Origin of the sequence: Streptomyces bacillaris (genome assembly GCF_003268675.1) — a bacterium.
Taxonomy (GTDB): domain Bacteria; phylum Actinomycetota; class Actinomycetes; order Streptomycetales; family Streptomycetaceae; genus Streptomyces; species Streptomyces bacillaris.
On record NZ_CP029378.1, the window covers coordinates 1,784,150 to 1,797,600 of the forward strand.

Here is a 13,451-nt window from a genome sequence, read left to right on the forward strand (position 1 = left end):
GTCAGCCGGTGGCCGTTTCCAGCCAGGACGGGTCGATGGTGCCCTCGGCCACGATCACGGCGGCGCCGGTCATGTCGACCGAACCGTCCGGGTGCTCGGTGATGGTCAGGGTGCCGCCGGGGAGGTCCACCCGGTACGTCGCGGGGAGGCCGGTCACCGCGGGGTCCGCGCCGTCCCGGCGGGCGGTGGCGACGGCGACCGCGCAGGCGCCGGTGCCGCAGGAGCGGGTCTCGCCCGAGCCGCGCTCGTGGACGCGCATGGCGACGTGGCGCGGGCCCCGGTCGACGACGAACTCGACGTTGACGCCCTCCGGGTAGACCGCGGCGGGGCTGACCGGCGGCGCGGAGAGCAGGTCGCCCGCGTGGGCCAGGTCGTCGACGAAGGCGACCGCGTGCGGGTTGCCCATGTTGACGTTGCGGGAGGGCCAGCTGCGCTCCCCGACGGCGACCGTGGCGCTCTCCTCGGGGAGCAGGGCGCGCCCCATGGAGACGGTGATGTCGCCGTCCTTGGCGATGTGCACCTGCTTGATGCCGCCCCGGGTGGCGACGGCCAGGCCGCCCTGCTCGACGAGGCCCTCGCGCTGGAGGTAGTGGGCGAAGACGCGCACGCCGTTGCCGCACATCTCGGCGACGGAGCCGTCCGCGTTGCGGTAGTCCATGAACCACTCGGCCTCGGCGGCCATGTCCCGGGCCTCGGGGTGGGCGGCGGAGCGGACCACGTGCAGCACCCCGTCGGCGCCGATACCGGCCCGGCGGTCGCAGATCCGCGCGACGACGGGGGCGGGCAGCGCGAGGGCGTTGTCCGGGTCGGGGACGATCACGAAGTCGTTCTCGGTGCCGTGACCCTTGAGGAAGCTGATCCGCGAAGTGCTCGAAGTGCTCACAGGGCAACTGTACGAGCCGCCACCGACACTCCGCGAGGCCGGACCCGCCGGGCAGGCTCCAGGGGTGTCCCTGGGGGCGCCCCGGGCGGACTCCAGGGCCTCTGAGGCCCCGATCCGGGCGGCCGAGCGAGCGCCCCGGAACGGCGCCCCGAGGGCCGTCAGCGCAACCGGGCCACGCGCCAGATGGCGAGGGCGACGAGTCCGGCGCCCACGGCCACGTACAGCGCGATCACCCGCCAGTCGGGGCGGTCGCCGGAGCCCCGGGCGGGCAGGCCGGGCCAGGTGTGGCCGACGCGGCGGGCCGCCATCATGCCCCAGCCGGCCGCGCAGCAGCTGATCAGCAGCCCCAGCATGGCGACCACGGCGCCGCCGTCGCCGAACTCGAAGGCGAGCGGGAAGGCGAACATCAGGGAGCCGACGGCGGCCAGCGTGACGATGGGCGCGAGCTGCCAGATCCGCAGTCTGCGGGCGGGCCGCAGCTCGACCTCGACCTCGGGGGCCACGTCCTGCTCGTCCGGGCCGTCGGGACCGTCAGGACTCAGCCGCCCCGCGAGCTGCCGCGGTGGCGGTACGTCGTGCTGCTCCGTGTCGCGAGGGCCGGCCTCCATCGCCACGCGCCCTCCCAACTCGGACTGCACTGGTGGATCGATGCTCGATGATGGCACGATCACGGGTGCCGAATTGACGGCCGGGGCGTCCCGATGCCATCACGTGATCAGGCCGTTATAGCCACGCTTTGGGGTTTATGCAGGTCAGGCACCCGCCGCTGGTCAGGGAGTCGGTGAGAGGTCAGCAATAGCCCCAGGTCAGCGCCGGATTGACCAGCCGGGACCGGCCTGCAGAAGGAACCACCACGACCATGTCGAACAAGCTTGCGCAGGTCATGGGCGGCTTCTTCCGGCCTGGGAGTGTCGCAGGCCCTCAGCTACCCGCACCTCCACGCCATCCGCTTCCGTAACACCCGGTGCAAGCAGGCCGAGGAGTCCTGACTTCCCCACCCAGGACGCCGCCGTCGATCGCCTGACCGAGCAGCACGGAGCTCACAGGACCACCCTCCGAAACCACCGCCGAACAGCGGGCGACCCTCGGAGAAATGGCTTTCGAGGAGTACGCGAAGGCGCGGCTCGCCAGCAAGCGCGGCCTCACCGGCAGCACGAAAGCCGCGACCGCGTCCCGGACGCGCACCGGCATGGAATCACAGGTCGCGACCCCACCGCTCGAGGCGGCCCGCCTACGCGCTGCCCGGTCCCGACCGGGATCCGCATACCGACGGGGCCACGCACACAGCGGCCCGCCGGAAACGCCACGCGGCAGGTGACATTTGCCGGATCTCATCCCAGCGGCGAGGGCGGTGGCGAGTTCTTGGACGACGTGTTCTCAGACGATGTGGCGAGCCGCGGGTCAGCGAGGCCGAGCGCTCGCTGCGTCGGGCGGGAACCGGCATGAGGCCATGGGGCCAGAGCAGATACAGCCATTAACTAATTTCAGCCAAGCCGGATAGCCAAGAGAAGGCAAAATACTAGATCGCAATATTACGAACTTAAGCCCTGAAATGGACAATTTTATTGAGGTCTACTTGAGGGTCGCCTCCGACAGCACTCCGCATATGAGGGAGAAGCAGACAAAATCCAGCACCAGAACCCCCTGCCGGCCCGTGAAGATTCAGCGCACCTTCCGTGAAGCACATGCGATCATCCCGTGCATATGCGGAGATCAATCCGCACACAGCACAAGGAGCAGGCGTGATAAGCATGTTGCGGGGGGAAAGACGGAGATCCGTCGCATCCCCCAGACCCTTCTCGCCCCCTCCATCGACGCAGCGCTGGCGATCGATAGCCGCGGCATTGACACTGCTGATGACCATCGAGGCGGCTGCGGTCGTCACGACTGAGCGCGGGGCTTTCGCGGTTGAGCCGCAGAGTGCCCAGCAGGCAGCCGAGCCCACGAAGGATGTGGGGCCCGCGACAGCGGATTCGCTGGCGGCAGCCCGGTTGAAGGCGAAGATCCAGAAGCGTCGGATCGAGGCGCTGGACGAACGAACCGAGACTTCGTCAGTCTTTGTCAACGCTGACGGGTCGGTGACGGAGGACGCGTACGCCGGTCCGGTCAGGTTCCTGGACGATCAGGGCTCTTGGCAGGACATCGATGTCTCCCTGGAAAAGATGTCGGACGGATCGGTCGCCGCGAAGGGGCACCCGCACGACCTGCGCCTCGGCGGTAGGAGCGCGGCGCCCAAGGGGCTGAAGAGAGTTGGGCAGAAAACGTCCCAGGCGGGTACGCCGCTGGTGACGCTGGAAGGCCACACCGGACAACAGATCCAACTGGGTTGGTACGGGGCCCTGCCGACACCTGTCATCGAAGGTGCCGAGAACAACGTCGCCCGGTACAAGGACGCGTTGCCCGCGACGGACCTGCTGATCGAATCGACCCGTACCGGTTACGAACAGTTCCTGGAACTCAAGAGCCGTTCCGCTGTCGATGCGAAGGGGGCGATCGCCTACAGCCTGAAGGCCAAGGGCCTCCAGGCAAAGGCGCAGAAGGACGGTTCCGTTTCCTTCACCGACGCCAAGGGGAAGTTCGTCGGGGTGCTGCCCGCTCCGGTGATGTGGGACGCGCAGGTGGACAAGAAGTCCGGCGAGCGCACCCACACGGCCGAGGTGGACGTGACGGTCGCGCAGAACGGTGACACCGTCACCCTGACGCTGACCCCGGACGCGAAGTTCCTGGCGGACGCGTCTACGCAGTTCCCGGTGACCATCGACCCGGCGATCAACGTGGGCGCGAGCTTCGACACCTTCGTCCAGCAGGGCTACACCACTGGTCAGTCCACCTCGACGGACCTGAAGATCGGTAACAACGGGGCCTCCCAGGTGGCGCGTTCGTTCCTGTCCTTCCCCATGAAGAACATCACGGGCAAGCAGATCACGGCCGCCAAGCTCAACCTGTTCGCGTACCACTCCTGGTCCTGCACGGCCAAGGGCTGGGAGGTGTGGTCCACCGGCACCGCGAGTACCTCCACCCTCTGGACGAACCAGCCGAGCTGGGGCACGAAGCACGGCTCCAGCACGCAGACCAAGGGCTTCTCCACCGCCTGTGACGACGGCTGGGTGAGCGCCGACGTCACCTCGCTGGCCAAGTCATGGGCAGGGAACGGCAATAGCAGCAACACTCTGGGCGTACGCGCTGCCGACGAGACCGACCCCTACGGGTGGAAGCGGTTCAACTCCGGCAACGCCGCGAGCAATACCCCGTACATGTCGGTCACCTACAACTCGATCCCTGGTGTGCCGACGCTGATCGCTCCCGTCGACCAGTTCGCGGCGTCCTCGGGCACCCCGGCACTGTCTGCGAAGTCCCTGGACGGAGACGGCTCCCAGGTCACCCTCGCCTACGAGGTGTGGGCTGCCAACGGAAGTGCAGCGCTGCGGACCGGCAGTAAGTCGGCGGCATCGGGCGCGCAGGCGACCTGGACGCCGACCGCGCTGACGAGCGGTGCCTACAAGTGGCGGGTGCGAGCCAGCGACGGCTCGGCCACCAGCGCGTGGTCCGCCTTCCGCGCTCTGAGCGTGGACACCACCGCGCCGGCCGCGACGTCCGTGTCCTCCACCGACTTCCCCGCCAACCAGTGGTCGGGCACCCCGAACGGCAACGGCGACTTCACCGGCTCCTTCACCCTCACCCCGCCATCGTCGGATGTGAAGGAGGTGCAGTGGAAGCTGGACAGCGGAGCCTGGCAGTCGATCCCCACCACCGGCACCGCGGTGACCGCCAAGCCAGCGTTCCGCGCCGGCAAACACACCCTGACCGCACGTACCAAGGACGGGGCGGGCAACGTCTCGGCCGACAGGACCTTCGTCTTCTACGCGGGTTCGGGCGCGGCTCTGACCGCCCCCAGTGAGGGTGACCGGTCGGCTCGACGGGCCGAGCTGGCAGGTCTGGGCAAGAGCACCGACACAGGGGTGCGCTACCAGTACCGGCGTGGCGAGACCGACACCTGGAGGGACGTCCCGGTCGCGGACGTACGCCGTAAGGCCGATGGAAGCACTCTGCCGTCCTGGCCCGCGAAGGTCAGCACCGGCACGCCCGAGGCCCTGACCTGGAACATCACCGACACCTTCGGCGAGGACGGTCCGATCGATGTCCGTGCGGTCTTCACCGACGGCACCAGCACCGACGCCTCTCCTGCCAGCACCGTCACTGTGGACCGCCAGGCAGGTGCGGCACCCAGCGAAGCTGTGGGGCCGGGCACCGTCAACACTCTGACCGGTAACTTCACGCTGTCGGCCGTCGATGCCTCCGGCTTCTCCCTGAGTGCGGCGCGCACCGCTTCTTCGCGCACCCCCGACGAGGGTGGTCAGCAGGAAGGCCAGGCAGCGATCTTCGGCCCGCAGTGGACTGCCGGCACGATCGCGGAAACGTCCGGCAGCGACTGGACGTTCCTCCGCAGGACTTCCACGACCTCGGTCGCGGTGGTGGCCGCTGACGGAACGGAGATCGGGTTCACCGCGACCAACGCCGGTGGCTGGAAGTCCGAACCCGGAGCGGAAGATTTCACTCTCACCGGAAAGTTCACCGAGTCCTTCACTCTGCGGGAGAGCGAGGGATCCACTGCCACATTCACCAAGATCAGCGCGTCCTTCGACACCTGGCAGCTGTCGAGTACCGCTCTGCCCACCAATAACTCCACCACCACGGTGCACTCCGACACGGTCACCGTGAACGGCAAGCCCCTGGCGCGCCCCAAGTACGTGATCTCCCCCAGCTCCGCGGTGTCGGCATCCACCTGCGCGACTGCTCCCTCCACCAAGGGATGCCGGATCCTGGAGTACCAGTACGCCACCGCGACCACGGCTTCCGGTTCGGCCCTGGGTGACTTCACCGGCCAGGTGAATCGCATCCGTCTGTGGAACACGGTCCCCGGTGCTTCCACGGCAACGGCCACGGTCGTCTCCCAGTACGCCTACGACGCGTCGGGCCGACTGCGCGAGCAATGGGATCCGCGGATCAGCCCGGCGCTGAAGACCGCGTACACCTACGACAGCGCGGGCCGCGTGCTCACCCAGACTCCGCCCGGCGAGCTGCCGTGGACCTTCGCGTACGGCAAGGCCGGCGCGGCCGCTGTCGCCGGTGACGGCATGCTCCTGTCCGCTTCTCGTCCCACTCTGAAGGCAGGAAGCAAGGACGAGGCCGACGGCGGCAAGGCCACCACGTCCCTTGTGTACGATGTCGCGCTCTCCGGAGCGAAGGCTCCGAATCAGGTTGCTGTCTCCGACACCAGGGCCTGGGCGCAGGACGACGCCCCGTCCGACGCCACAGCGGTCTTCCCCGCCGACCAGGTGCCGGCTTCCCACACGGGAAGCGACCTGAGCGCGGGTGACTACGACAAGGCGACGATCACCTACACCAACGCCTCGGGCCTCTCGGTCAACACCGGACTGCCGGGCCGGCACCTGACCGCCACTCAGTACGACCGTTTCGGCAACACCGTGTTCGAACTGGGCGCGACCAACCGTGAGCTCGCTCTGGGTAGTGCCGATTTCCAGGTGAACACCCAGAAGGAACTGGGCATTTTCCCTGATTCCCCGGCCGAACGCGCACAGAAGCTCGCCTCGGTCTCGGTGTACACGGCTGATGGTGCCCGGCTGGTGGAACAGTACGAACCGCTCCACCTGGTGACTCTGGCGAAGGGTCTCAAGGGCGACAGCGACAGCCCCGACCTCGCGGCCGGAACCCAGGTCGCAGCCCGCTCCCACACCGTCACCCGGTATGACGAGGGGCGGCCCACCGACGGCAGCGCACGCATCGCCGACCAGCCCACCACGACGGCTGTCGGGGCGTTCGTCGACGGTTACCCGACCGATGGCGATATCCGCACCACTGCCATGACCTACGACTGGGTCAAGGGGCTGCGCCTCAAGGAGATCACCGACCCCGACGGCCTGAAGCTGACCAAGGCTACGGAATACGACGCACAAGGGCGTGTCGTCAAAACCACGCTGCCCAAGTCGAGCGGAGCCGACGCGGGAGCGAGGGTCAGCACCTACTGGTCCGGCACGGGCACCGGTGCATGTGCGGGCCGCCCGGAATGGGCGGACCTGCTCTGCTCCACGGGTCCGGCAGGCAAGATCACCGGTGGTGCCGGAAACCCGGACGAACTGGCCACGTCCACTTTCGAATATGACCGGTGGGGCAACCCGGCCAGGACGATCGAGGTCGCCAACGGCGTCACCCGTACGAACACCACTACGTACGACGCGGCCGGCCGCCTGAAGCAGAGCCAGAGCACCGGCGGCTCCGGTACCGCTGTTCCCGACACGTCGGTCACCTACGACTCCGGCAACGGATCCGTGGCGACCCTCACCGGTGGCACCAACACGGTCCGCCGCACCAACGACAAGCTCGGCCGTGAGGTCTCCTACGACGACGGTACCGGCAACGTCACCAACACCGAGTACGACAGCCGCAACCGGGTCATCCGGAGCGCGAACTCCGTCCCCTCGGAGACGACCTACACCTACGACAGCCCTGCGGGCCTGCCCACGCGTGCCCACGACTCGGTGATGGGCGGCATTGGCGACGTCACGGCCTTCTACGACTCCGACGGCCGCCTCTACAAGCAGAAGCTGCCCTGGAACATGGACGTCGAGTTCAACCTCGACCCCACGGGAGCCGAGACCTCTCGCTTCTGGCACTGGGAATCCGGCTGGACCGTCCAGGGGGAATCTCTCAGCAAGAACATCCACGACCAGGTCGTGGAGCGCACCACGTACACCGGAGGCGGCGCCTACCAGGAGTACACCTACGACGCGGCCGGCCGCCTCACACGTACCGACGATTCACAGGTCGGCGTGACGACTCACCGCGCCTACGCCTTCGATGACAACAGCAACCGGAAGTCCCTGACCACCACCGTCGATGATGTCGATGGCGGTGCACCGGAGACCAGGACGGTCTCCTCGTCCTACGACAGCGCCGACAGGCTCATCGCCGACGGCACCGTCTACGACGCCTTCGGCCGTACCACCGCACAGGCCGGCGGCGCGGCATACAGCTACTACACCAACGATCTGGTCCGTCAGATCACTGCCGCTGGAAAGCGCACCACGTACAACCTCGACGTTCTCGGCCGCCCCTCTTCCTTCACGGTCGAGGAGCAGGATGAGAACGCGGCCTGGAACACCACCGTCACCAAGAAGAACCACTACGGAGCGGATGCGGACAGCCCCGAGTGGACCGAAGAGGGCGGCAGCGGGATCAGCCGAAACCTCAAGGACCTCGCCGGCGACCTGATCGCGACCACGGGCGCCGACGGTGACGTGGTTCTTCAGTTGGCCACCATCCACGGTGACGTCACCACCCAGATTCCCCTGGTCGACTCGACCACCCCCGTGGTCAACAGCTACGACGAATTCGGCAACCTGCTCCCCGGGACGAACTCCGCCCGCTACGGCTGGCTCGGAGGGAAGCAACGCTCCAGTGAGACACCGAACGGTGTCACGCTCATGGGTGTACGTCTCTACGATTCCACCACGGGACGCTTCCTTTCCGTGGACCCGATTTACGGGGGAAATGCCAACGCCTACGAGTACTGCGGCGGCGATCCCGTCAATTGCTACGACCTCGACGGCAGGAAGAAGCAGAAGAAGCCGCGCTCATGCGGGTTCTGGTGCAGTGTCTTCACCACGGGTATCGGGGCGATCGTCGGCGCTGTGTGCGCACCGTTCGCCGGCCCGATCATCTGTGGAGCCGTCGGCGGCGGAATCAGCGGCTTCGCGCGGTACTGGTACACGCACCACGGCGGGCACGGGTTCACCACCCGAGGCGCCCTCAAATCAGTTCTCGTCGGGGCCGCGATCGGCGGGTTCGGCGGAACAGTAGGAAAACTGATCAAGAAGATCGGCGGCAAGGTCTTCCGGGGGTACGGAGACCGGGCATCGATCAAGGCATGGGATAAGCTCACCAAGGCGATGAAGTAATCCCGGATGCGCCCTGGCCTCAGGATCCTGAGGCCAGGGCGCATGTCGTCCTGCTTTTATCTGTCACCGTCCAGGCGGCATGACGCTTGAATTCTGATCGACCCTTCAAACAGAAACCGAGAATTCCATTCATGTTGCGCTATTGGCTCGCGATCGTGCGTCGCACCGCCGTGGCCGCCGTCTCGGTCGCCGTTGTCATCGGGGCAGCCATGGCCGGTGTACTGATATCGGAGGACACGCACGCTTGGCCGACCGCGCTCCTCCAAGGGATGCTCGTCGGCCTTCTGGCGGGCGTCGTCCTGGCCGTCGTGATCGCCACGTCGAACACGTGGCATCTCTGGCGTACGGCTTCGCGTCATGGCCTGACACCGGCGGCCGAGGCCGCGGCGGTGTCCTGCACCGTCGTGTTCCGGACGCCGGTGCCCGCCGGCACCACCGCCTACCAGCTCACCGACAGCGTGCTGCACGCCCTCAAGAAGGTGCCGTCCCCCCGGATCGACGAAGTCGAGGAGTTCACGCACGGCAAGCTCACCCTCATCTGCGCAAGTTCGCCTGTCGGCCCGGTGAGGCTGCGCGTCTCCATCGAGACGGACCGGGACACTGCGACGGTGACCATGGACGCCCGCCCCGTGACCCCATGGAAGCGTCTTGACGGCGGCGCCAGTTGGAGCGTCCTCACAGTTTTCGAACCTCATGTCAGGAAGGCCGTCCACCGTGAAGCGGGCGGTTCATGAGGGGGTCGGAGCTCCCGCTACGCGATCGTTCCGCCACCACACCATCAGGCTGTGACCGCTCGTTCGATCAACGTCAGCGCCCGGTGCGGGAGTTCCTCCCGGTCACGGTGTCCGGCGCCGAGCCACCGCACCCGCGGGTCGCGGCGGAACCAGGAGTCCTGCCGGCGGGCGAAGCGCTTGGTGGCGCGTACGGTCTCCGCCCGCGCCTCCTCCTCCGTGCACTCCCCCGCGAGCGCCGCCAGGATCTGCTGGTAGCCCAGGGCCCGTGAGGCCGTGAGGCCCTCACGCAGTCCGGCCGCCTCCAGGGCGCGCACCTCGTCGACGAGGCCCGCCTCCCACATCCGGTCGACGCGCAGGGCGATGCGCTCGTCCAGCTCGGGGCGCTCCACGTCGACGCCGATCTGGACGGCCTCGTAGACCGGCTTCTCGCCGGGGAGGTTGGCGGTGAAGGGCTTGCCGGTGATCTCGATGACCTCCAGGGCCCGGACGATCCGGCGGCCGTTACTGGCGAGGATGGAGCGCGCGGCGTCGGGGTCGGCCGCGGCGAGCCGCTGGTGGAGGAAGCCGGAGCCGCGCTCGGCCAGCTCCCGTTCCAGCCGGGCGCGCACCTCGGGGTCCGTACCGGGGAACTCCAGGGCGTCGATGGCGCCCTTCACGTACAGCCCGGAGCCGCCGACCAGGATCGGCGTACGGCCTTCGGCGAGCAGCCGGTCGATCTCCAGCCGGGCCAGGCGCTGGTACTCGGCGACGCTGGCGGCCTCGGTGATGTCCCAGATGTCCAGCAGATGGTGCGGGACGCCCGCACGCTCGGCGGGGGTCATCTTCGCCGTACCGATGTCCATCCCGCGGTAGAGCTGCATGGAGTCGGCGTTGATCACCTCGCCGCCGAGTTCCCGGGCGAGGAAGACCCCCAGATCGGATTTTCCGGCCGCGGTGGGGCCGACGACGGTGATGACACGGGGGCTGAAGGGGGACGGTTCACCGGAACAGTCTCCCAAACCCCCGGGGTGCCACCGCACACTCCGGGGTTCCGCGGACCATCAGGGAAACGCTAAAGGGCGAGTAAAGTCGGCAGGAAAGGGCAGGTGACGGACAATGGGGGCGGGAGAACGCTCCCGTCAGACCGTCCTCACTGCACGGAAGGTGACCCGATGGGGCTCCTGGACAACCTCAAGGCCAAGCTGGGACCGGCCAAGGACAAGGTCGGCGACCTCGCGCAGCAGCACGGGGGCAAGATCGGGCAGGGCCTCGACAAGGCCGCGCGCACGGTCGACGAGAAGACCAAGGGCAAGTACAGCGACAAGATCGACTCGGGTACGCGCAAGGCCAAGGAGGCCGTGGACAAGCTGGGCAACAAGGACGGCGGCACGCCCGGCGGTACCCCTGGCGCCACCCCGCCCCCGCCCGCTTCCTGACCCGATCGGCGGTACGGCACTCCCGATGGCGGCACCGGAGCCTTCCGGTGCCGCCATCGGCGCGTTCAGGACCAGGCGGCGACGGTGTAGCCGACGCCGTAGGGCGCGTCCTCGTACAGCAGCCGCCCGTCGAGGCCCGCGCCCCGTGCGGCGCCGCTGAGGAGCTGCCAGGGGGCCCGGCCGGCCGCCTTGAGGTCGTACGCGAGGGTCTCGTCCAGGGCGTCGAGTGCGGCGAGGTCCGCCGCGCCCAGCGCCTCGGCGACCCGGGCGTCGAAGGCCTCGGCCCGCTCGTCCAGATAGCCGGGCGCCTTGACCGTGCGGCAGGCGCTGCCGTCGCCCATCACGAGGAGCGCGACGCGGTCGGCGCGGGCGGCCAGCTCCTGCCCGGCCCCGGCGCACTTCCCGGCGGGGGCGCGCCCGTCCACCGCGAGCGCCTCGACCGGTGCACCCGTCCAGCGGGCCCGCTCCAGCAGCCAGGCGCCGACGGCGAGGGAGTCCGGCAGCCGCGGCCCCGGAGCGGCCGGGTCCGGCGCGCCCAGGGTCACGTCGAGGTCGACGCCGAAGCCGCGGAAGGAGCCGTACGCGCCTGCCGGGTACGCACCGGCGGTCGAGCCGTCCCCCGGCCCCACGACCACGAGCAGATCGGGGCGGGAGGCGGCCAGCACCCCCACGGCGTCGAGGCACGCGGCCCGCGCGGGGTCGAGTTCGGGCGCGGCCCCGGCGGCGACCTCGGGCACCAGGAGCGGCGGACAGGGGCAGACGGCAGCGGCGACAAGCATGCCGGTCAGCGTACTGGGCAGGGGGAACGGTCCGCCGCGCCCCCGCACCGAGGCGACGGGGGCTCTTCGCCCGTCGCCCTCGCCCGACCCGGCCAGGCGGTTCGCCGCCCCGTACGGTCAGCCGATCCCGCAGGCAGGGGCCGAGGCCGCCGGGAGCGGGGCCGGGGCGCCGACGGTGGGGAGGCCGAGCATCACTCCGGCCGGCTTGGCGGCGGCCGTGGTGCGCTTCTCCCAGGCGTCGCCCGCGCGGGTGGACCGTACGGCGAGCGGGGTGCCCTCCGCGAGGAGGTGGTGCGGGGCGGCGTAGGTGATCTCGACGGTCACCACGTCACCGGGGCGCACGGGCTGCTCGGGCTGGGTGAAGTGGACCAGGCGGTTGTCGGGGGCGCGGCCGGAGAGGCGCTGGGTGGCGCCGTCCTTGCGGCCCTCGCCCTCCGCGACCATGACCTCCAGGGTGCGGCCGACCTGTTTCTTGTTCTCGTCCCAGGAGATCTCCTCCTGGAGGGCGGACAGGCGCATGTACCGCTCCTGCACGACCTCCTTGGGGATCTGGCCGTCCATGTCGGCGGCCGGGGTCCCGGGGCGCTTGGAGTACTGGAAGGTGAAGGCGTTGGCGAACCGGGCCTCGCGGACCGCGTGCATCGTCTGCTCGAAGTCCTCCTCGGTCTCGCCGGGGAAGCCCACGATGATGTCGGTGGAGATGGCGGCGTCCGGCATCGCGGCGCGCACCTTCTCGATGATGCCGAGGAAGCGCTCCTGGCGGTAGGAGCGGCGCATCGCCTTGAGGATGCGGTCGGAGCCGGACTGCATCGGCATGTGGAGCTGCGGCATCACGTTGGGCGTCTCGGCCATGGCGGCGATGACGTCGTCGGTGAAGTCGCGGGGGTGCGGCGAGGTGAAGCGGACGCGCTCCAGGCCCTCGATCTTCCCGCAGGCGCGGAGCAGCTTGGAGAAGGCCTCGCGGTCACCGATGTCGGAGCCGTACGCGTTGACGTTCTGGCCGAGCAGGGTGATCTCGGAGACGCCCTCGGCGACCAGGGCCTCGATCTCGGCCAGGATGTCGCCGGTGCGGCGGTCCTTCTCCTTGCCGCGCAGGGCCGGGACGATGCAGAAGGTGCAGGTGTTGTTGCAGCCGACGGAGATGGAGACCCACGCGGCGTAGGCGGACTCGCGGCGGGTGGGGAGCGTGGAGGGGAAGGCCTCCAGCGACTCCGCGATCTCGATCTGCGCCTCCTCCTGGATGCGGGCGCGCTCCAGCAGCACGGGCAGCTTGCCGATGTTGTGCGTGCCGAAGACGACGTCCACCCAGGGGGCGCGCTTGACGATGGTGTCGCGGTCCTTCTGCGCCAGACAGCCGCCGACGGCGATCTGCATCCCGGGGCGCTTGGTCTTCATCGGGGCGAGGCGGCCGAGGTTGCCGTAGAGCTTGTTGTCGGCGTTCTCCCGTACCGCGCAGGTGTTGAAGACGACGACGTCGGCGTCACCGTCGGCGCCCTCGGGAGCGCGGACGTAACCGGCGTCCTCCAGGAGACCCGACAGCCGTTCGGAGTCGTGGACGTTCATCTGGCACCCGTAGGTACGCACCTCGTAGCTCTTCTGGACGTCCACTGCTTCTTCGCTCCGGTTGCCGCTGCTCATGTGACCAGGGTAGGCGGTGGCCGGGT

The 13,451-nt window shown here is 68.9% G+C and carries 8 protein-coding genes; 3 read left to right on the top strand and 5 right to left on the bottom strand.

The features are described from left to right. Position 1: 1 nt before the first annotated feature. Both dapF and DJ476_RS07135 read right to left on the bottom strand, forming a co-directional pair. Entirely contained in the window at positions 2-883 is an 882-nt protein-coding gene (gene dapF / locus DJ476_RS07130; protein ID WP_103420314.1) for a diaminopimelate epimerase, read from the bottom strand. Positions 884-1,041: 158 nt separating this feature from the next. Beyond that, positions 1,042-1,491, bottom strand: a complete 450-nt coding sequence (locus DJ476_RS07135; RefSeq protein WP_103420312.1) for a hypothetical protein — start codon at positions 1,489-1,491, stop codon at positions 1,042-1,044. Positions 1,492-2,739: 1,248 nt separating this feature from the next. Here DJ476_RS07135 and DJ476_RS07140 point away from each other — a divergent pair. Beyond that, positions 2,740-8,859, top strand: coding sequence for a DNRLRE domain-containing protein (locus DJ476_RS07140; protein ID WP_318294435.1), 6,120 nt, complete (start codon positions 2,740-2,742; stop codon positions 8,857-8,859). A gap of 134 nt (positions 8,860-8,993) precedes the next feature. Further along, positions 8,994-9,593, top strand: a complete 600-nt coding sequence (locus tag DJ476_RS07145; protein ID WP_162638651.1) for a hypothetical protein — start codon at positions 8,994-8,996, stop codon at positions 9,591-9,593. Positions 9,594-9,637: 44 nt separating this feature from the next. Here the strand turns inward: DJ476_RS07145 and miaA are convergent, their stop codons facing one another. After that, positions 9,638-10,591, bottom strand: coding sequence for a tRNA (adenosine(37)-N6)-dimethylallyltransferase MiaA (gene miaA / locus DJ476_RS07150; RefSeq protein ID WP_112490130.1), 954 nt, complete (start codon positions 10,589-10,591; stop codon positions 9,638-9,640). A gap of 153 nt (positions 10,592-10,744) precedes the next feature. Between miaA and DJ476_RS07155 the strand changes: the two genes are divergently transcribed. Continuing rightward, complete coding sequence (locus DJ476_RS07155; protein ID WP_018488338.1) at positions 10,745-11,008, top strand: antitoxin; 264 nt, start codon at positions 10,745-10,747, stop codon at positions 11,006-11,008. Between the two features lie 65 nt (positions 11,009-11,073). On the opposite strand, the gene DJ476_RS07160 is transcribed toward DJ476_RS07155, so the two are convergent. Both DJ476_RS07160 and miaB read right to left on the bottom strand, forming a co-directional pair. Then, the gene (locus DJ476_RS07160; protein ID WP_103420306.1) at positions 11,074-11,787 is read right to left on the bottom strand and encodes a class III extradiol dioxygenase subunit B-like domain-containing protein; all 714 of its coding nucleotides are present in this window, start codon (positions 11,785-11,787) and stop codon (positions 11,074-11,076) included. 117 nt (positions 11,788-11,904) lie between these two features. Then, positions 11,905-13,425 (bottom strand): tRNA (N6-isopentenyl adenosine(37)-C2)-methylthiotransferase MiaB, encoded by a 1,521-nt coding sequence (gene miaB / locus DJ476_RS07165; protein ID WP_103420304.1) that lies wholly within the window; start codon positions 13,423-13,425, stop codon positions 11,905-11,907. Positions 13,426-13,451: the final 26 nt, after the last annotated feature.